Source organism: Roseomonas sp. OT10 (genome assembly GCF_020991085.1).
GTDB lineage: Bacteria > Pseudomonadota > Alphaproteobacteria > Acetobacterales > Acetobacteraceae > Roseomonas > Roseomonas cutis.
On record NZ_CP087719.1, the window covers coordinates 385163 to 404843 of the forward strand.

17 protein-coding genes and 2 tRNA genes are annotated in these 19681 nt (G+C 72.7%); 11 read left to right on the plus strand and 8 right to left on the minus strand.

Annotated elements, in window-relative coordinates; genetic code table 11:
- Window positions 1–48: 48 nt before the first annotated feature.
- From LPC08_RS01920 to LPC08_RS01930, 3 genes are all read right to left on the minus strand, one after another.
- On the minus strand, window positions 49–1851 hold the full coding sequence (locus tag LPC08_RS01920) for an ABC transporter ATP-binding protein (RefSeq protein ID WP_230451047.1): 1803 nt from the start codon (window positions 1849–1851) through the stop codon (window positions 49–51).
- Window positions 1852–2191: 340 nt separating this feature from the next.
- Window positions 2192–3421, minus strand: coding sequence for a tyrosine--tRNA ligase (gene tyrS, locus LPC08_RS01925; protein ID WP_230451048.1), 1230 nt, complete (start codon window positions 3419–3421; stop codon window positions 2192–2194).
- A gap of 176 nt (window positions 3422–3597) precedes the next feature.
- Complete coding sequence (locus tag LPC08_RS01930; protein ID WP_230451049.1) at window positions 3598–4266, minus strand: alpha/beta hydrolase; 669 nt, start codon at window positions 4264–4266, stop codon at window positions 3598–3600.
- Window positions 4267–4685: 419 nt separating this feature from the next.
- Between LPC08_RS01930 and LPC08_RS01935 the strand changes: the two genes are divergently transcribed.
- The 8 genes from LPC08_RS01935 (at window position 4686) to LPC08_RS01970 (ending at window position 11225) form a co-directional block, all read left to right on the plus strand.
- The gene (locus LPC08_RS01935) at window positions 4686–5183 is read left to right on the plus strand and encodes an Rrf2 family transcriptional regulator (protein ID WP_230451050.1); all 498 of its coding nucleotides are present in this window, start codon (window positions 4686–4688) and stop codon (window positions 5181–5183) included.
- A 21-nt stretch (window positions 5184–5204) separates the two neighbouring features.
- Entirely contained in the window at window positions 5205–6311 is a 1107-nt protein-coding gene (locus tag LPC08_RS01940; RefSeq protein ID WP_230451051.1) for a cysteine desulfurase family protein, read from the plus strand.
- Window positions 6308–7519, plus strand: coding sequence for a cysteine desulfurase family protein (locus LPC08_RS01945; protein WP_230451052.1), 1212 nt, complete (start codon window positions 6308–6310; stop codon window positions 7517–7519). The genes LPC08_RS01940 and LPC08_RS01945 overlap by 4 nt, the downstream gene beginning before the upstream one ends.
- An 8-nt stretch (window positions 7520–7527) precedes the next feature.
- On the plus strand, window positions 7528–7857 hold the full coding sequence (locus LPC08_RS01950; protein ID WP_230451053.1) for a ferredoxin family 2Fe-2S iron-sulfur cluster binding protein: 330 nt from the start codon (window positions 7528–7530) through the stop codon (window positions 7855–7857).
- The gene (tenA, locus tag LPC08_RS01955; RefSeq protein ID WP_230451054.1) at window positions 7850–8539 is read left to right on the plus strand and encodes a thiaminase II; all 690 of its coding nucleotides are present in this window, start codon (window positions 7850–7852) and stop codon (window positions 8537–8539) included. Before LPC08_RS01950 ends, tenA begins: the two co-directional genes overlap by 8 nt.
- A gap of 208 nt (window positions 8540–8747) precedes the next feature.
- Complete coding sequence (mnmA, locus tag LPC08_RS01960; protein ID WP_230451055.1) at window positions 8748–9863, plus strand: tRNA 2-thiouridine(34) synthase MnmA; 1116 nt, start codon at window positions 8748–8750, stop codon at window positions 9861–9863.
- 19 nt (window positions 9864–9882) lie between these two features.
- Window positions 9883–9957 (plus strand) — tRNA-Met (locus tag LPC08_RS01965).
- Window positions 9958–10442: 485 nt separating this feature from the next.
- The gene (locus LPC08_RS01970; protein WP_230451056.1) at window positions 10443–11225 is read left to right on the plus strand and encodes a Hint domain-containing protein; all 783 of its coding nucleotides are present in this window, start codon (window positions 10443–10445) and stop codon (window positions 11223–11225) included.
- Window position 11226: 1 nt separating this feature from the next.
- On the opposite strand, the gene LPC08_RS01975 is transcribed toward LPC08_RS01970, so the two are convergent.
- Window positions 11227–11457, minus strand: coding sequence for a hypothetical protein (locus LPC08_RS01975; RefSeq protein WP_230451057.1), 231 nt, complete (start codon window positions 11455–11457; stop codon window positions 11227–11229).
- A 166-nt stretch (window positions 11458–11623) separates the two neighbouring features.
- On the opposite strand from LPC08_RS01975, the gene LPC08_RS01980 reads away from it, so the two are divergent.
- The 3 genes from LPC08_RS01980 (at window position 11624) to LPC08_RS01990 (ending at window position 13405) form a co-directional block, all read left to right on the plus strand.
- A tRNA-Val gene (locus LPC08_RS01980) sits at window positions 11624–11698 on the plus strand.
- A gap of 105 nt (window positions 11699–11803) precedes the next feature.
- On the plus strand, window positions 11804–12589 hold the full coding sequence (locus LPC08_RS01985) for a glucose 1-dehydrogenase (RefSeq protein ID WP_230451058.1): 786 nt from the start codon (window positions 11804–11806) through the stop codon (window positions 12587–12589).
- Window positions 12590–12643: 54 nt separating this feature from the next.
- Window positions 12644–13405 (plus strand): competence/damage-inducible protein A, encoded by a 762-nt coding sequence (locus LPC08_RS01990; protein ID WP_230451059.1) that lies wholly within the window; start codon window positions 12644–12646, stop codon window positions 13403–13405.
- 517 nt (window positions 13406–13922) lie between these two features.
- On the opposite strand, the gene LPC08_RS01995 is transcribed toward LPC08_RS01990, so the two are convergent.
- The 4 genes from LPC08_RS01995 to LPC08_RS02010 form a co-directional block, all read right to left on the minus strand.
- Entirely contained in the window at window positions 13923–17408 is a 3486-nt protein-coding gene (locus LPC08_RS01995; protein ID WP_230451060.1) for a transglutaminase family protein, read from the minus strand.
- A gap of 148 nt (window positions 17409–17556) precedes the next feature.
- The gene (locus LPC08_RS02000) at window positions 17557–18105 is read right to left on the minus strand and encodes a phosphoheptose isomerase family protein (RefSeq protein ID WP_230451061.1); all 549 of its coding nucleotides are present in this window, start codon (window positions 18103–18105) and stop codon (window positions 17557–17559) included.
- The gene (locus LPC08_RS02005; protein ID WP_230451062.1) at window positions 18102–18881 is read right to left on the minus strand and encodes an ABC transporter ATP-binding protein; all 780 of its coding nucleotides are present in this window, start codon (window positions 18879–18881) and stop codon (window positions 18102–18104) included. The genes LPC08_RS02000 and LPC08_RS02005 overlap by 4 nt, the downstream gene beginning before the upstream one ends.
- Window positions 18878–19678, minus strand: a complete 801-nt coding sequence (locus LPC08_RS02010) for an IclR family transcriptional regulator (RefSeq protein ID WP_230451063.1) — start codon at window positions 19676–19678, stop codon at window positions 18878–18880. The genes LPC08_RS02005 and LPC08_RS02010 overlap by 4 nt, the downstream gene beginning before the upstream one ends.
- Window positions 19679–19681 lie beyond the last annotated feature (3 nt).

Sequence of the window (19681 nt, forward strand, 5' to 3'; positions counted from 1 at the left end):
AGCTCATCCCGCCATCGGTTTGAGGGCGAAGGGGGAGGGCGGGCCGTCCTACCTCCCCAGGCCCTGGGCCAGGTCCAGCGCCTGCCGCTCGAACAGCCGGCGGTAGAGGCCGCCCTCGCGGCGCACCAGCGCCTCGTGCCGCCCTTCCTCCACCACGTGCCCGGCGTCGAAGACCAGGATGCGGTCCAGGGCGCGGACGGTGGAAAGCCGGTGCGCGATGACCAGCGTGGTACGCCCGACCATCAGCCGCCCCATCGCCTCCTGGATCGCGGCTTCCGATTCCGAATCCAGGCTGGCCGTCGCCTCGTCCAGGATCAGGATCGGCGCGTCGGCCAGGAAGGCACGCGCCAGGGCCACGCGCTGGCGCTCGCCGCCCGAGAGCTTCACCCCCCGCTCGCCGACGAGCGTGCCGTAGCCCTCCGGCAGGCGGGTGATGAAGCCGTGCGCATTGGCCAGCCGCGCGGCGGCCTCGATCTCCCGCAGCGGCGCGCCGGGCCGGGCATAGGCGATGTTCTCCGCCAGGCTGCGGTGGAACAGCACCGGCTCCTGCTGGACGATCGCCACCTGCCGGCGAAGCGATTCCTGCGTCACGCCCGCGATGTCCTGGCCGTCGATCAGGATGCGGCCCTCCGTCACGTCGTGCAGCCGCTGGATCAGCTTCACGAAGGTGGTCTTGCCGGAGCCGGAGTGGCCGACCAGCCCCACGCGCTCGCCCGCCGCGATGGTCAGCGACAGGTCGCGGTAGAGCGGCGTCGCATGCCCGCCGTAGCGGAAGCCGACCTGCCGGAACTCGATGCGGCCGTCCTCGATCGCGATCGGCACGGCCCCGGGCCGGTCCGGCACGCCGAGCGGCTGCGCATGCAGCGCCACCATCTCCTCCATGTCGTTCACCGCGCGGCGCAGGTTGTTGATGTGGTAGCCCACGTCGCGCAGGTAGCCCTGCACCACGAAGAACATGGTCAGCACGGTGGCCAGGTCTCCCAGCCCCGCCTGCCCGTGCCACCACAGCCACAGCGCCGTGCCGATCACCGCCACGCGCAGCAGCACCAGCGCCGCCGTTTGCGCCGTGCCGCTGAGCGTGGCGCGCCACCAGGTGATGTTGGTCGCGAAGCGCCAGACGCGCAGGATGCGCGACAGCCGCGCCTCCTCGCGTTCCTCCGCGCCGAAGGCCTTCACCACCGCGTTGGCGCCGACCGCATCCGACAGCGCGCCGCCCAGCCGCGTGTCCCAGGCGTTGGAGCGCTGCGCCGCCGGCGACACCCAGCGCAGCGACAGCCAGGCCGTCGCCGCGACATAGCCGGCGGAGCCCAGCGCCACGACCAGCCCCATCACCGGCCAGCGCCAGCCCAGCAGCAGCGTCGCGCCGAGCAGCATGGTCAGCGAGGGCAGCAGCGCCACCAGCACCGTGTCGTGCAGCAGGTCCAGCGCGTACATGCCGCGCGTGACCTGCCGCACGGTGGAGCCGGCGAAGGAGGAGGCGTGCCAGTCGGCCGAGAGCCGCTGCACCCGGTGGAAGGCACCCTCCGCCGCCTCGGTCATGGCGCGCAGCGTCATGCGCACGATGGTGAGGAAGGCGAGGTGGCGCAGCACCAGCCCCGCCACGCCGAGCCCGGTCAGCATGGCGAGGGCCTGCAGCGCCGTGGCCAGCGCGGCGTCGCGGTCGGGGTTGGCGGCGGCCTCCACCAGCCGCCCGGCATAGAGCGGCACCAGCACGTCGGTGCCGGTGGAGGCGATCATGGCGGCGGCGATGGCGAGCACCAGCCCGCGCTGCCGCCCCCAGCCGCGCAGGACGAAGGCCAGCACGGCCCGGAAGGGATTCGCCGCACGCGCGGCGTTCCTGGAATCGGTCACGAAGACGACCCGGCCGCACGGGAGGCGGCCGATCCCTGACAAGGGGGAAGGGTGGCGATGCCGCAGGGCGGCACGCCGACGGTTCAGGGCTGGTCCGGGATGGCGGTCCGCGCGGCTGGCGCGCGGATCGACGGACCTAGCGGAGCGCCATGCGGCGCTTGCCCATCGCGAGGAGGAAGGCGATGCGTGGATGCTTCATCATGCAGCCCTCCTGGCGCGAGCGTTGGAACCGAGACTCCCGTCTAGCGAAGCCGCAACGGGGAATGCAAGCCCTTCCTGCGGGCGGGACGGGCCGCCGGGGAAGTTCGAGGCAGGGCGCCCCGGATCCCCGGCCTTCCCGTCATCCCACCCGCACCAGCGCGTGCTTCTTCCGCCCCGCCGAAAGCTTCGCCGCGCCGTCGCGCAGGTCGGCCGCCTCCACCTGGCGGGTCTCGTCCTCGACCACCGCGTCGTTCAGGCGGATGCCGCCCTGGCGCACCAGGCGGCGGGCCTCGCCCTTGCTGGCGGCGAAGCCGGCGGCGACCAGCAGGTCCAGCAGCCCGGCCGGCAGGCTGGCCGCGACGGTGGGCAGGTCCTCGGCGGCCTGGCCGGCCTCGAAGGTGGCCTGGGCGGTGCGGGCGGCGGCCTCGGCGGCCTCGCGCCCGTGGAGCAGGGCGGTGGCCTCGGTGGCGAGCACCTTCTTGGCCTCGTTCACCTCGGCGCCCTGGAGGGCGGCGAGGCGGGCGATCTCCGCCATCGGCAGCTCGGTGAACAGCTTGAGGAAGCGGCCGACATCGGCATCCTCGGCGTTGCGCCAGAACTGCCAGTAGTCATAGGCGGAGAGCCGGTCCGGGTTCAGCCAGACGGCGCCGGAGGCCGTCTTGCCCATCTTGGCGCCGGAGGCGGTGGTGAGCAGCGGCGTGGTCAGGCCGAAGACCTGGGCGGGGGTGCCGGCCTCGGCGGCGACCCGGCGCACCAGCTCCACCCCCATGATGATGTTGCCCCACTGGTCGGAGCCGCCCATCTGCAGGGCGACGCCCGCGCGCCGGTTCAGCTCCAGGAAGTCGTAGGACTGGAGCAGCATGTAGTTGAACTCGAGGAAGCTCAGTGGCTGCTCGCGCTCCAGCCGCAGCTTCACGCTGTCCATGGTCAGCATGCGGTTGACGCTGAAATGCCGCCCCACGTCGCGCAGGAAGGGGATGTAGGCCAGCCGGTCCAGCCATTCCGCATTGTCCAGCATCAGCGCGCCGGCGTCGAAGTCGAGGAAGGCGTCGAAGGTGCGGCGGATGCCCGCCTTGTTGTGCGCGATCTGCGCGTCCGTCAGCAGCGGCCGGGCGTCGTCGCGGAAGGAAGGGTCGCCGATCCGCGTGGTGCCGCCGCCCAGCAGCGCCACGGACACATGGCCGCAGCGTTGCAGCAGGCGAAGCAGCATGATCGAGAGCAGGTGGCCGACATGCAGGCTGTCCGCCGTGCAGTCGAAGCCGACATAGGCCGGCAGCTTCCCCTGGCGCAGGCGGGCGGCGAGGGCGTCCTCGTCCGTTACCTGGTGGATGAAGCCCCGCTCGCGGGCGATGTGCAGGAAGTCGTGCATGGCGCCGGCGTCTTGCCAGACCGGCGCGGCTTCGCCCAGGGGTCACGGCGATGCGGGATGGCGGGCCGGCAGGGACGGGTGGCCGGCGTCGCCGGGGCCAGGGAAAGCCGGGCGAAGAAAAAAGGGCGGCGGCCTTCCGGCGCGCCGCCCTCCGAGGGTCGGGACAGGCCCGTGGATCAGTCGGCGGCCATGGACATGCGGGCGCGGTTCAGCACCGTCATCACATGGTCCTGGGTGGCGTCGGCCACCTTCTCCACCTGCTCCGGGGTATAGACGTGGCCCGCGCCTTCCATGACGCGGTAGTCGATCTTCACGCCCTTCTGGGTGTTCAGCTTGTCCACCAGCTTCCGGACGGAGGGCTCCGGCACCAGCTCGTCATCGGCGCCGTGCAGGATCAGGCCGGAGCAGGGGCAGGGCGCCAGGAAGCCGAAATCGTAGTGGCTGGCCGGCGCCGAGATGGAGACGAAGCCGCCCATCTCCGGCCGCCGCATCAGCACCTGCATGCCGACATAGGCGCCGAAGGAGTAGCCCGCGACCCAGAGCATGGAGGCGCCGGGATTCACCGCCTGGAGGAAATCGAGCGCCGCCGTCGCGTCCGAGATCTCGCCGATGCCGCCGTCATAGCGCCCCTGGCTCTTGCCCACGCCGCGGAAGTTGAAGCGCAGGGTCGAGAAGCCCATGGCCTGGAAGCGGCCGTAGAGCGAATGGACCACCCGGTTGTTCATGGTCCCGCCATGCAGCGGGTGGGGGTGGAGGATCAGGGCGACGGGGGCATTGGCAGTCTTGGCGTGGTGGTAGCGTCCCTCCAGCCGGCCGTCGGGACCGGCGAACATCACTTCGGGCATCGTCCCCTTACATCCGCTTCCTTGGAGGCGCGCGAACAAGTTCGCCGCACACCTCGAGCCAAAGCCCTGCCACGGCGCCACCCACCGGACGGGCAGGTCACGCCGCTACTTGTCGTCTTCACGGACCCTGATGCCGGGCCATGGACCTGGACGTGGCGCGCAGCCAGCCGCTGGAGGTATCCATGCCACGGATCGGGTCCGACCATGCCGTGATGCCCCGGGGAAGGGCTTACGAAGCCCGGGGCAAAGCCAATATAGGGCGCGGCAACGGGTTTTCATAATGGAATCATGGCATGTCGCCCATGTCCGACCATCCGGACGGCGCTCGCCCCGCTCTGTCGCATCCGGCCGCTCCGTTCGCGGAACGGCACGACCCGCTTTCGTGCCGCCCCGTTCCGGCCTGAGGGACAGCTGACGCCATGCGCCTCTCCACCCGCGCCCGTTACGCCGTGATGGCGATGGCGGAAATGGCCTCCCGCCGCCGCGAGGCCGGCATCTGCTGCGCCGATGCCGGTCAGGCGCCGATCACCCTGGCCGAGATCGCCACCGCCCAGATGCTGTCCGTCGCCTATCTGGAACAGCTGTTCGGCCGGTTGCGCCGCGCCGGGCTGGTCGCCTCGGCCCGCGGCCCGGGCGGCGGCTATCGCCTGGCCCGCCCGGCGGCCGCCATCCGCATCAGCGAGATCGTCGAGGCGGTGGAGGAGCCCATCGCGGCCACCCGCTGCGACGCGGGGGGCGCCGGCTGCCTGGGTGGCCAGAAATGCGCCACCCATGACCTCTGGGCAGAGCTGGGCGAGCAGATCCGGCTGTTCCTGGCCGGCGTCACCCTGGCCGAGGTGGTGGAGGGGCGCGTCCTGGGCCGCGCTGCCTCCCCGGCCGGCGCCCCGGCCAGGCTGGCCCGCATGGCGCGGAGCTAGGGGCGACGGTCCCGGCGCAGGATGCTGACCCTCTATCTCGACGCTAATGCCACCGAGCCGTTGCGCCCCGAGTCGCGGGCAGCGGTGCTGGAGGCGCTGGAGCTCCCCGGCAACCCCTCCTCCGTCCATGCCGAGGGCCGGGCGGCGCGGCGACTGCTGGAACGCGCCCGGGCGCAGGTGGCGGCGCGCTTCGGGGCGCGGCCGCAGGACGTCGTCTTCACCTCCGGCGGGACGGAGGCGGATGCGCTGGCGATCCGGGGGCTGGGGGCGGGGCGGCGGGTCCTGGTCGGGGCCACGGAACACCCTGCCGTGCTGGCCGCCACGCCGGGGGCCGCGCGCGTGCCGGTGCGGCCGGACGGGGCGCTGGACCTCGACGCCCTGGCGGCGGCGCTGGCGGACGGGCCGCCGGCGCTGCTCTGCCTGATGCACGCCAACAACGAGACGGGGGTGGTCCACCCCGTCGCCGAGGCGGCGGCGCTGTGCCGACAGTATGGTGCCCTGCTGCATGTCGATGCGGCGCAGTCCGGCGGGCGCATCCCCGTCTCCCTGGCGGCGCTGGGCGCGGACAGCCTGGCCGTCTCTGGGCACAAGCTCGGCGGCCCCAAGGGCGCGGGCGCCCTTCTGCTGCGGCCGGGGCTGGAGATCCCCGCGCTGATCCCCGGCGGCGGGCAGGAGCGCGGCCGGCGCGGCGGGACGGAGCCGCTGCCCGCCATCGCCGGGCTGGGCGCCGCCGCCGAGGCCGCCGACCCGCCCGGGGCCGCGCGCCTCGCCGTCTTGCGCGACGCCATCGAGGCGGGCGCCGGCCTGCCCGTGGCCGGCGCCGGGGCACCGCGCCTGCCCAACACGGCATCGCTCATCCTCCCCGGCATCCCGTCGGAGACCCAGGTGATCGCGCTGGATCTCGCGGGCGTGCGGGTTTCAGCCGGATCGGCCTGCTCCTCCGGCAAGGTGGCGCGCTCGCATGTGCTGGAGGCGATGGGGCTGGGCGCGGCGGCCGGCTGCGCCATCCGCGTCTCGCTGCCCTGGAACGCCCCGGCGGAGGCGGCGGAGCGTTTCCTCTCCGCCCATGCCGCCATGCGCGAACGGCTCTCGAACCGCGCCGCCGCCCGGCCCATCTTCGCGGCATGAGCGAGACGGACGGCCGCCCGATCTATCTGGACAACCATGCCACCACCCCGCCCGACCCGCGGGTGCTGGCGGCGATGCGCCCCTGGTGGGAGGGCAACATCGCCAACCCCGCCAGCATCGAGCACGCGATGGGCCGCGCCGCCGAGGCCGCCGTCGAGGCCGCGCGGGAGGAGATCGCCGCGCTGATCGGGGCGGAGGCGCGGGAGGTGGTGCTGACCTCCGGCGCCACGGAGTCCAACAACCTGGCGATCAAGGGCGCCGCGCGCTTCGCCGCCTCCCAGGGGAGCGACCGGCGGCGGGTGATCGCCCTGGCGACCGAGCATAAATGCGTGCTGGAGAGCGTGCGCGACCTCGCCGCCGAGGGGTTCGAGCCGGTGATCCTGCCGGTCGGCCGCGACGGGCTGCTGGACCCGGAGACGCTGCGCGCCGCCCTGGCGGAACGGCCGACCCTGCTGGTCAGCGTCATGGCGGCGAACAACGAGATCGGCGTGCTCCAGGACCTGCCGGCCCTGGCCGCCCTGGCGCACGGCGCCGGCGCCCTGTTCCACACCGACGCCGCCCAGGCCGCGGGCCGCGTCCCGCTCGACGTGGCGGCGATCGGGGCGGACCTGCTCTCCCTCTCCGCGCACAAGATGTACGGGCCCAAGGGGATCGGCGCCCTCTATGTCCGCCGCCGGCCGCGCGTCCGGCTGGCGCCCCTGTTCTCCGGCGGCGGGCAGGAGCGCGGGCTGCGCTCCGGCACGCTCGCCGCCCCGCTGGTGGCGGGCTTCGGCGAGGCCGCCCGGATCGCCCGGCTGGAAGGCGCGCTGGACACCGGCCGCATCGCCGGGCAGCGCGACCGCTTCCTGTCCGCGCTGGCCGCCGCCGTGCCGGGGATCGCCCTCAACGGCCATGCGGAGCGCCGGGTCGCCGGCAACCTGAACCTGACCTTCCCCGGCGGGGTGGACGCCCAGGCGCTGATGGCCGCTGCGCCGGCGGTCTGCGTCTCCACCGGCTCCGCCTGCTCCTCGGCCAGCGTCGAGCCCAGCTATGTGCTGCGCGCGATCGGGCTGGAGGAGGCGGCCGCGAGAGCGACCTTGCGCGTGGGGATCGGGCGCTTTACGGGTCCGGCGGATGTGGACCGGGCCGCGGCGCTGCTCGCGCGGGCCTGGGAGGCCACCCGGACCAGGACACCCACCACCATCACACCCGTAAGGGCGGCGGAGTAGAACGGCGCATGCCGAAGATGACCTTCGTGGAGCGCGACGGCACGCGCAAGGAAGTGGATGCCCCGCTGGGCCTCTCCGTGCTGGAGATCGCGCACCGCCACGGCGTGGATATCGAGGGCGCCTGCGAGGGCAGCCTCGCCTGCTCCACCTGCCACGTGATCGTGGACGAGGACTGGTTCCCGCGCCTGCTCGACCCGACCGAGGATGAGGAGGACATGCTCGACCTCGCCTTCGACCTGCAGGAGACCTCCCGCCTCGGCTGCCAGATCGTGATGACGGAGAAGCTGGACGGGCTCGTGGTCAAGCTGCCGGCCGGCAGCAAGAACGCGGGTGGCTGAGATCACCCCCGACGGCGCGCCGGGCGGGCTGTTCCGCGCCCTGCGCCACGCGGCCGCGGCGGAGTGGGAGGCCTATTGCTGGCACCCCTTCGTCCAGGGCCTGGCGGACGGCACCCTGCCGCTTACCGCCTTCCGCCGCTACCTGGTGCAGGACTACCTGTTCCTGATCCAGTTCGCCCGCGCCCAGGCGCTGGCGGTGGTGAAGGCCGAGAGCCTGGAGGCGATGCGCGCCAAGAGCGCCACCGTCCAGGCGATCATCGGCGAGACCAAGCTGCACATCCAGTTCTGCGCCGCCTGGGGCCTGACCGAGGCGGACATCCTGGCCGAGCCCGAGGCGCCCGAGACCGTCTCCTACACCCGCTGGGTGCTGGATCGCGGCCTGGCCGGCGACATCCTCGACCTGGAGGTGGCGCTCGCCCCCTGCACCGTCGGCTATGGCGAGATCGCCCGGCGCATCGAGGCGCATCCCGCCCGCAACCGATCCGGCAATCCCTACGAGCCCTGGATCGCCTCCTATGCCGGCGAGGACTACCAGAAGGTCGCCGCCGCCTCCGCCGCGCGGCTCGACGCGCTGGGAAGGACCCATGGCGGCGAGGCCCGGCTGCCATCCCTCGCCCGCGCCTTCGCCGAGGCGTCCCGGCTGGAGGCGGAGTTCTGGCAGATGGGGCTGCGGGCGGCATGAGGCCCGGGCGTGGCATGCGGGGGAGTGACCTCCCCCGCCCCCCCTCCCTTTTTCGGGAGTCCGCCTGGGGTCAGGGGCAGCACCCGTGCCACGCAGGCTGCGCCTGCGGGTGGGGCGCAGGTCCGGCCAGGCGCGGACTCCTGAAGAAAGGAGGGGGATTCGGGGGAGTTCACTCCCCCGAGGCTTCCGCGCCCCCGGATTCGACGCCATGAGGATTCTCGTCGCCATGTCCGGCGGCGTGGACAGCAGCGTCGCCGCCGGGCTGCTGCACGAGGCGGGGCACGAGGTGGTCGGCGCCACGTTGCAGCTCTACGACCACGGCGCCGCGACCAGCCGCAAGGGCGCCTGCTGCGCCGGGCAGGATATCCACGACGCGCGCGACGTCGCCGACCGGCTGGGCATCCCGCACTACGTGCTGGACCGCGAGGCGCGCTTCCGTGCCGCGGTGATCGACGACTTCGCCGGCAGCTATGCGAAGGGCGAGACGCCCATCCCCTGTGTCCGCTGCAACCAGACGGTGAAGTTCCAGGACCTGGTCGAGCTGGCCCGCGACCTGGGCTGCGATTCCCTGGCCACCGGGCATTACGCGCAGCGGGTCGATGGGCCGGAGGGGCCGGAGCTGCGCCGCGCGGCCGATCCGGCGCGGGACCAGTCCTACTTCCTCTTCGCCACGACGCGCGAGCAGCTCGCCTTCACCCGCTTCCCGCTGGGCGCCATGCGCGACAAGGCCGCCGTGCGGGCGGAGGCGGCGCGGCTGGGCCTCGCGGTCGCGGAGAAGCCGGACAGCCAGGACATCTGCTTCGTCCCGTCCGGCCGCTACCACGAGACGGTGGCGAAGCTGCGGCCGGAGACGGCCGAGCCGGGCGAGATCGTCCACCTCGACGGCCGCGTGCTGGGGCGCCATGCCGGGCTGGGGCGCTACACGGTGGGCCAGGGGCGGGGCCTGGGCGAGGCCTCCCGCGATGGCGAGGAGCCGATGTTCGTCGCGGCCCTCGACGCCCCGCGCCGCCGCGTGGTGGTGGGGCCGCGCAGCGCCCTGCCGCAGGTCGAGGCGGTGGCGGGCGAGGTGAACTGGCTGATCGACCCGCCGTGCGGCCGCTTCGCCGCCCAAGGCAAGTTCCGCGCCCGCGAGGTGCCGCAGCCGCTGACGGCCCAATGGGATGCGGCGGCCGGGCTGCTGCGCGTGGTGCCGGACACGCCGGTGGTCACGGCGCCGGGCCAGGCGCTGGTGCTCTATGACGGAGAGCGGGTGCTGGGTGGCGGCTTCCTGCGCCGGGCGAACGTCGCCCGCGGGGGCGTTGACAGCCAGGGCGTGGCGGCCTAACTCGCGGCCATCGCTGGATGGCGGCGTAGCTCAGCGGTAGAGCAGGGGAATCATAATCCCTTGGTCGGTGGTTCAAATCCGCCCGCCGCTACCAGCGATTTCAAGGCATGGATTCGTTGGCGCTCCTTCCGCAGAGCGTTGGACACCGATCCCCTCCCTCAAAGCCGAGCCGACGTTACGGGCCTGCCCATGGCGGGGCCCGAGTTGCGCTGCCTGCTGGTCGTGAACAGCAAACGGGTTCTCACCCACATCGAAGAGTGTCGATGGGGATCCATGGAAGTATGTCACTTGGATTTGAGTCACTGTCACAAGTCGGTAGACATAACATAAAGTTGAGAATGTCTGACCGTACTCAACCGGCTGTCGCATGCGATTTCTATCTGATTCTCAAGGGTTTTCAAATTTCGGGACTGGATGCGCACTCCTTGCATTTCATTCTCCGCCCAAAAGAAGATGCGCTGCGTCTCGTGCCGTAACTTATGAGGGAGAATGGACGTGCCGACAGCCGCTTACGCGAATGCCTACCTGCTGGACTCTTCCAATGGCGTGGTTCTGAACTTCTCCCTTGTGCCGGGAGCTGTGACACAACTTCTGGACAGCACCCTGACGACCCTCAACCCCGGTGATGCACTCACGGTGAACCTGGGGGCCGACGTGGGCGTGCCCGCTACCGTCCTGGGGACGTCCGGAGGTGGCATCGCCGTGGATGTTCTCGGCAGCACAGTGGTCTTCACCGACGTCACCCTGAACGTCGGCGATACTGTGATCATCACGACCGAACCCGTGACCGTCTGCTTCCTGGCAGGCACCCTGGTGGCCACGCCGACAGGCCCCAGGCCGATCGAGACACTACAGGCCGGCGACCTCGTCCTGACCCACGATGGCCACAGCGCCCCCGTCGTCTGGCTCGGCCGTCAGACCGTCTCCACCACCTTCGCCGATCCGCTGAGCGTCGCGCCCATCCGCATCGCTGCCGGCGCGCTGGGCGAGGGCCTGCCGCAGCGCGACCTGTACGTCTCCACCGACCATGCGCTGCTGCTCGACGGCGTGCTGGTCCAGGCCGGCAGCCTGGTGAACGGGTCCACCATCGCCCGGCAGACGGCGCTGCCCGAGCGCTTCACCTACTATCACGTGGAACTCGCCGACCACGCGCTGCTGCTGGCCGAAGGCGTCGCGGCGGAGACCTTCATCGACAACGCCTCCCGCCGGTCCTTCGACAACTGGGCGGAGCACCCGGGCGACTCCACGCTGACAGAGCTGCCGTTCCCGCGTGCCAAGTCGTACCGACAGCTTTCCTCCACGCTCCGCGCGCGCCTGGCGGAACGTGCCGCGGCACTGGCGCCGCCCGCCCAGGCGGCCTGAGCTAGTCGAGGTCCATCCCGTACTGGAGGCTTCCTTCCGGCGAAGGAAGCCTCCGCATCACCACGAAGCGGCGCTGGCGCAGATGCGTGGCGATGCGCTTGGCCAGGAAGTCCCCGTTCGTTCGCAGGCTGTCCGGCAGCGGCATGCCCCGCTCATCCCAGCCCAGCGCGAAGCGCAAGGCTTCCTCGAGGTCGGCGAGTTCGACGGGGACGACAGGGTCGGAATCGGGCATGGCCACAGCGTATACATGAACGAATAGAGAACAAAGTACTTTGCGCCTGCGGCCTCCACCGCACCTTGCAAGGCAGGCTTCTTATGGGCGGATCGTTCGGTGCGGCCGTCCCGGGGGTTGCCTTGCCCCCGGAAAGCCCATAGAAACCGGCCCGTTCCGCTATCCTGGGCGCGTAGCTCAGCGGGAGAGCGTCCCCCTGACACGGGGAAGGTCACAGGTTCAATCCCTGTCGCGCCCACCATCCCGCCCCCTTGTCTCCGACAGTACCCTTCACTTGGCGACGATGCCGCCTGCCGGTCGGCACCCATGCAGCCTACCCTCCGCCCGCGGCAGGGGAGGACATGCCATGCGCGGTCTGGCGGGCAAGCGCGTGCTGATCACCGGGGCGTCGCAGGGGATTGGACTCGCCGTCGCGCGGCGCTTCGCGGCCGAGGGCGCGCGGGTGGCCGTCAGCGACCGCCAGGGCGGTCAGGCGCTGGATGCGGCGCTGGCCTCGCTGCCGCCCGTGCCGATGGGGCCGCATCTTGCCCTGGGCGCCGACCTGGCCGATGGCGCGGCGGCCGAGAGGCTGGTGGCCGAGGCGATCGCCCGGCTCGGCGGGCTCGAGGTGCTGGTCAACAATGCCGGCTTCCAGGTGCCGCAGCCATCCGAGGCGGGCGACATGGCCGGCTTCGACGCCGTGCTGGCGGTGAACCTGCGGAGCCTCGTGATCTGCGCCAAGGCCGCCATCCGGCATTTCCTCGGCCATGATGGCGGCGTGGTGCTGAACACCTCCTCCGTCCACGAGGTGATCCCGAAGCCCGGCTACCTGGGCTACGCCGCCAGCAAGGCCGCCGTGGGCGCCGTCACCCGCACCCTGGCGCTGGAATTCGCCGGCCGCGGCATCCGGGTCAACGCCGTCGCGCCGGGCGCGACCGTCACGCCGATGAACGCCGCCTGGACCGGCGATCCCGCGGCCCGCGCCCGGGTAGAGGGACACATCCCCATGCGCCGGCCCGCCACGCCGGAGGAGATCGCGGGCTGCTTCGCCTTCCTCGCCTCGGATGATGCGGCCTATGTCACCGGCCAGACGCTCTTCGCCGATGGCGGGCTGACCCTTTACCCGGAATTCGCGGAGAACTGGGCATCCTGACGCGCCGGCCGCGCCCTTCCCGCGGGGCCGGGGTGCGCGCAGTATCGCGCCGCCATGGCCGAAAACCCCACAGCCTGCCTGCTGATCATCGGCAACGAGGTCCTCTCGGGCCGCACCCGCGACGCCAACCTGCAGTTCCTCGCCACCCGCCTGGGCGAACTCGGCATCCCGCTGCGCGAGGTGCGGGTGATCCCGGACGTGCAGGAGACGATCGTGGAGACGGTGAACGCGGTGCGGCCGCGCTTCACCTATGTCTTCACCACCGGCGGCATCGGCCCGACGCATGACGACATCACCGCCGAATCCGTCGCCGCCGCCTTCGGCCTGCCCTGGGAACCCCACCCCGAGGCCTGGGCGCTGATGGCGGCGCACTACGAGAAGCAGGGCAGCGAGTTCAACGCCGCGCGCCAGCGCATGGCCACCATGCCGCGCGGTGCGACGCTGATTCCCAACCCCGTCTCGATCGCGCCGGGCTTCGTCATCGGCAACGTCCACGTCATGGCCGGCGTGCCGCGCATCATGCAGGCGATGTTCGACGCGCTGGCGCCCTCGCTGGTCGGCGGCACGCCGGTGCAGTCGCGCGCGGTGCATGCGACAGGGCTGCTGGAAGGAACGATCGCCGCCGGGCTGGGCGCGATCCAGGCGCGCTTCCCGGATCTCGATATCGGCTCCTACCCCTACTACCGCCCGGAGGGGAACGGCGTGGCCCTGGTGGCGAAGGGCACCGATCCCGCCCGTGCCGAGGCCGCGGCAGCGGAGATGAGCACGCTCATCCGCTCCATGGGGCTGGAGCCGGTGCCGGGCGAGCCAGGCTGAACCCAGGGGCGGCATCCCGGACGTGGGGCGGCCGCGCCCTCCCTTCCGAGGCCCGCATCGCGGTCACGATCGCCCCGCGCGGATGATGCGGACGGCGGGGTGCCCGTGGCCCGGGGGCAAGGCTCTGCCTCGCCCCCGTACCCCCACTCCGCCAGGACCCTGCGGGCCCTGGACCCGATCAGCGCTGCCGCGGGACAGCTTAAGACGGGGTCGAGGCGCCGAGGAGCTATGCTCCTCGGCGGGTACGGCCGCCGCCCTCGCGGACGCCTTTGAAGCTTTTTGGGAGTCCCGCCTGTCCGCGCTCTGTCAGGGTTCAGACCGCAGGCTGACGGCAGCCGCGTAGAGCCAATTCCCAGCGGGGACCGGGGCCCGCTTGTGGCCCCGGCAGGGGAGGGTCTGGGAGGGGACAGCGTCCCCTCCCGGTCCACCGCCGGAACACGACAGCACGACAGGTCAGATCATCCTGTCGTGGTCATGAGAGGTGACGGGGAGGCGGCGAAGCCTTCTCCCCGGGGGCTCACCGCACTGGCCGGCGCAGGTCCAGCGTGCGCGGCTGGTCCAGCGACACGGAGAGCGGCGGTTCCGTCATCGGCCCGGTGGTATGGCCGAAGGGCAGGAAGCGGATGCGGCGGCGCGCCTCCGCCTCGTTGGCGTTGACCGGCCGGGTCTCGTAGTTGCGGCCGCCGGGGTGGGAGACGTGATAGGTCATCCCGCCCAGCGAGCGCCCCGTCCAGCGGTCGTAGACGTCGAAGACCAGCGGCGTCTGCACGCCCACGGTGGGATGCAGCGACGATGGCGGGTTCCACGCCTTGAAGCGCACGCCGCCCACGTACTCGCCCTGGCGCTGCGTCGCCGTCAGCGGGATGGCGCGGCCGTTGCAGGCGAGGACGTAGCGCTCGTCCACCCAGCCGCTGACCTTGGTCTGCACCCGCTCGGCCGAGCTGTCGACGTAGCGGACCGTGCCGCCGATCCCCGGCTCCTCGGCCAGGGTGTGCCAGGGCTCCAGCGCGTGGCGCAGCTCGACATTCGCGCCCATCACGGTCACGTCGCCGAACTTGGGGAAGCGGAACTCCAGGTGCGGGCGGAACCAGTCGGCGTCGAGCGGCGCGCCCAGCCCCTTCAGCTCCTCGATCGCGTCGCGGAAATCCTGCTCCACGAAGTGCGGCAGCATGAAGTCGTCGTGCAGCCGGGTGCCCCAGCGCACCAGGCGGCGCTCGTAGGGGCGCTCCCAGAAGGCGGCGAGGCAGGCGCGCGTCAGCAGGGTCTGCGCGGTCGCCATCTGGTGGTGCGGTGGCATCTCCAGCGCGCGGTACTCCACCAGGCCGAGCCGGCCCGAGCTGCTCTCGGGCGCGTACATCTTGTCGATGCAGAACTCGGTGCGGTGGGTGTTGCCCGTCATGTCCGCGAGGATGTTGCGGAACAGCCGGTCGGTCAGCCAGGGCGGGGTAGGGCGGTCCTTCGACACCTCGGCGAAGGCGATCTCCAGCTCGTTCACGCTGTCGCCACGGGCCTCGTCCACGCGCGGGTGCTGCGAGGAGGGGCCGATGAACAGGCCGCTGAACAGGTAGGAGAGGCTCGGATGGTTGTGCCAGAAGCCGACCATCGACTTCAGCAGGTCCGGCCGCCGCAGGAAGGGGCTGTCGGAGGGGCGCGCCGCCCCCATCACCACGTGGTTGCCGCCGCCGGTGCCGACATGGCGGCCGTCCAGCATGAACTTCTCGGCGATCAGCCCGGTCTGCCGCGCCTCCTCGTAGAGCTGCTCGGAGCGCTCCACATGCTCGCCCCAGCTCGACGACGGATGCACGTTCACCTCGATCACGCCCGGGTCGGGGGTGACGGAGAAGGAGAGCAGGCGCGGGTCACGCGGCGGCGGGTAGCCCTCCAGGAAGACCTTGCGGCCGAACTCGGCGGCCGTGTCCTCGATGGCGGCGCAGAGGTCGAGCCAGTCCTCCGCCTCGTAGAGCGGCGGGAAGAAGACGTGCAGCACGCCGTTGCGGGCCTCGACGGTCAGCGCGGTGCGGACAACGTCCGGCTCCTCGCGGTCCACCTCGGGGCGCCAGTCGGCGGCGGGCGGGGTGTAGCGGGGCCCGGCCTGCGCCACGCCCAGGCCCATCGCCGGGCCGTGCCCGCCGGCATTGCCGGGCAGGCCGCCGCGCGTCAGGGGCAGCGGGCCCAGCTCGCCGGCCATGGGGCCGTCCACCGGCCCGTCCTCCCGCAGCCGCTGGCCGAGCGGGCCGAAGGGCGCGGCGCCCGGGCCGGCATTGCCCGTGCCCACATGGCGCACCGGCTGCGCGCCGTGGCGCGGATGCGGCGGCAGGGCGCCGAGCGGGGCGAAGGGGTCGCGCTCCACCTCCAGCGGGCGCTTGCCGTCGCTGACCCAGGGGAGGGATTGCAGCGGCAGGCGGAAGCCGATGGCGCTGTCGCCGGGCACCAGGAAGATGTGGTCGCCGCGCATGAACCAGCGGCCGGACTGCCAGCGCTTGACGCCGTCCATCCAGATGCGCCGGATCGGCAGGACGCTGCCGACCTCGGCGTTCAGCCCTTGGCCGTAGACGCGGGCGAGGCGGTCGCGCTCCAGCGGGTCCTTGAGCTTGGCGTCCTCGACGATGACGTTGGCCGGCAGGCGGTGCTCCCGCCAGAGGTAGTAGTGGATGTCCTCGTAGGCGCCCTGCACCAGGGAGGGGTCCACCTGCAGCCGCTCCGCCAGCGCCCGGCCGAAGCGCTTGGCGTCCTCGGCCGTGGCGTCGTCGCGGTCGTCGTCGGAGGCCAGGAGGGAATGGTCGGTCCAGACCGGCTCGCCATCCTTGCGCCAGTGGCAGTGCAGCGCCCAGCGGGGCAGCTGCTCGCCCGGATAGTGCTTGCCCACCGTGTGCTGGAGGACCATCCCCGGCGACCAGAGCTTCGCCAGGCGGCGGATCAGGCGGCCGGCATAGGCGCGCTTGGTCGGGCCCAGCGCGTCCGTGTTCCATTCCGGCGCGTCCATGTCGTCGGCGGCGATGAAGGTCGGCTCGCCGCCCATGGTCAGGCGCATGTCGCCGGCGTTCAGCCGGACGTCCACCGCCCGGCCGGCGGCCAGGATGTCCTGCCAGTCCTGCTCCTCGTAGGGCCGGGTGGTGCGCGGGGTCTCCGCCACGCGCGTCACCGACATCTCGAAGCCGAACTCGGTCTCCGCCTTCTCCAGCAGCCCGCTGATCGGCGCGGCGGAGGAGGGCTCCGGGGTCGCGGCCAGCGGGATGTGGCCCTCGCCGGTCAGCAGGCCGGAGGTGGCGTCGAGCCCGACCCAGCCGGCGCCGGGGAGGTAGACCTCCGCCCAGGCGTGCAGGTCGGTGAAGTCGGCGGACGGCCCCTCCGGCCCGGTCACCGGCTTCACGTCGGCGGTGAGCTGGATCAGGTAGCCCGAGACGAAGCGCGCGGCGAAGCCCAGGTTGCGGAGAAGCTGCACCAGCACCCAGGCGCTGTCGCGGCAGGAGCCCTTGGCGTGGCCCAGCGTCTCCTCGGGGGTCCAGACGCCCGGCTCCATGCGGACGATGTAGGCGATCCGCTCCTGCACCCGGCGGTTGAGGTCCACCAGGAAGTTGACCGTGTGGTGCTCCCCCTTGGGCAGCCCGTCGATCAGCCCCTGGAGCAGCGGGCCCGGCGTCTCGCAGCGGCGGTAGGGCGCCAGCTCCTCGGCGAGGACGGGGTCATAGGCGAAGGGGAAGGTCTCCGCCTCCGGCTCCAGGAAGAAGTCGAAGGGGTTGATCGTGGCCATGTCGGCCACGAGGTCCACCGTCACGTCGAAATGCGTCACCCGCTCCGGGAAGACCACCCGCGCCTGGAAGTTCCCCGAGGGGTCCTGCATCCAGTTGATGAAGTGCGGCCTGGGCTCGATCTTCAGCGCATAGGAGACGATCGGCGTCCGCGCGTGCTGGGCCGGCCGCAGCCGGATCGTCTGCGCCCCCAGGGTGATCGGGCGGTCGTACTTGTAGGTCGTGCGGTGGTGCAGCGCGACGTGCAGCGTCATGGGACGGGGCTCTTGGGCGCAATTCGGGGGGAAGGCGCAAGTTGATCGAAACGACCACGGCTTGTCCACGCATCGTGTGGGCGCGGCTGCATCCCGTCTGGCGCGGGCGGGGGCGCCGCAGGCTGCCCCGCGGCGGCGTGGCCGCCGTTCAGCCCAGATTCGCGTGCCGCGCCGCCAGGCCGGACATTTCCTGACCGGCCCGCGCCGCTAGCCGCCGGATCAGCAGGTCGCCGAACAACCAGAGCGCCAGCTCGTACTGCCCGCCCATCGGCAGCGTGGAGGGCACCGGCGCCCCGTCGCCTTCCCAGGCCTGGGCCGGCAGGCGCAGAACGAGGTCGGCCGCATCCAGGGCCGGCCCGGCGGCCGCGGCGGTCAGCACGGCCCGCTGCACGCCCAGCGGCCCGGCCTGGCGCAGCAGCGCCACCGCCCGCGGCAGGTCGCCGCGCGAGGCGTTGACCAGCAGCAGATCGCCCGGCCGCAGCGGCGGGACGGTCACATCCCCCAGCCAGTGCGCGTCGCGGCCCGACTGGTGCAGCCGCATCGCCAGCGCCTGCAACGCCAGCCCGGCCCGCCCGGCGCCCCAGAGGAGGAGGCGCGGCGCCGCCTCGACGGCCTCCACCGCGGCGTCCAGCGTCCCGGCCGGCAGGCGGGCGAAGACGCCGTGCAGCTCATCCAGCCAGGGGCCGACATCGCTCACGCGGCCGCCGCCCCGTGCAGCACCCCGCGCGCCAGGAACAGCTCCGTCACCTCCTCCACGGCGGCGAGGAAGCGCGGGTCGCGGCGGGCGGCGAGGCCGCGCGGGCGGGGCAGGTCGATGGTCAGCAGCCGGTCGATGCGGCCCGGGCGCGGCGACATCACCGCGACCCGGTCGGCCAGCAGCACCGCCTCGTCCACGCTGTGGGTGATGAACAGCACGGTCTTGCGCCCCGCCATCCACAGCGCCTCCAGGTCCAGCCGCATCTGCTCGCGCGTCAGCGCGTCCAGCGCGCCGAAGGGCTCGTCCATCAGGATCAGCGGCGGGTCGTGCAGCAGGGCGCGGGCGATCGAGGCGCGCTGGCGCATGCCGCCCGAGAGCTCGTGCGGGTGGCGGTCGGCGAAGTCCGCCAGCCCCACCTGGCGCAGCAGGGCCATGGCGCGGTCGCGATGGGCCGCCTCGTCCAGGCCGCGGATGCCTGCCTGGAACAGCACGTTGCCGAGCACGGTGCGCCATTCCAGCAGCACGGGCTGCTGGAAGACGATGCCGACCTCCGTCACCGGCTTCGTCACCGGCCGGCCCTGCACCTCCACCCGGCCGGTGGAGGCGGGCAGCAGCCCCGCCACCAGCCGCAGCAGGGTGGACTTGCCGCAGCCCGAGGGGCCGACCACGGCCAGGAACTCCCCCTGCGGCACATCGAGGTCGAGGGAGTCGAGGGCCAGCGTCTCGCCGGACCTCGTGTGGAAGCGTCGCGAGACGCCCTCCAGGCGGATACTCACGCGGTTTCCTCCACGGTTCTCGTCGTGTCCTGTCGCGGCGCCGGCCAAGCGCGGCCGAGATCGGTGGCGGCGGCGAGCAGCAGCGCCGCCAGCTCGGGATGGCGCGCGGGCGGCAGGCGCACCAGCGGCCCGGCGATGGAGAGGGTGGCCACCGCCGGCCCCGGCCCCGCGCGCACCGGCACGGCCAGGGCGGCGACGCCCGCCTCCGCCTCCTCGACCGCCAGGGCCCAGCCGCGCGCCCGCACCGTCTCCAGCTCCCGCGCCAGGGTGGCGGCATCCGCCACGGCGCGCGGGCCCGGCCCGCCCAGCCCCAGCCCGGCGCGACCGGCGATGGCGAGCGCCGCCCCGGGCTCCAGCGTCGAGAGCCAGGCCTTGCCGTTGGCGGTGGCGTGCGGCGAGACGTCGTCCGTCATCGCCGGCTGGTAGATCAGCCCCGGCGGCGCGCCCTGGGCCTGAGCCAGCCAGACCAGCCGGTCCGGCAGGGCCAGCGCGGCGCGGGCCAGCTCCCGGCTGCCGGCGGCGATGCGGTCCAGCACCGCGCGCGAGAGGTCCGGCAGGCCGGAGGCGTGCAGCACGCGCTGGGTCACCAGCGGCAGGCGGTGCGCGAGGCGATAGGCGCCGCCCTCCGCCTGCTCCACCCAGCCCAGCCGGGCGAGTTCCGTCAGCAGCCGGTGCGCCGCGACCTTGGGCATGTCGAGCGTCCGGGCGAGGTCGGAGAGGCGCAGCCCGCCGGGATGGGCGGAGAGCAGCTCCACCACCTCGACGCAGCGTTCCAGCAGGCCCTTGACGAGACGCATCCT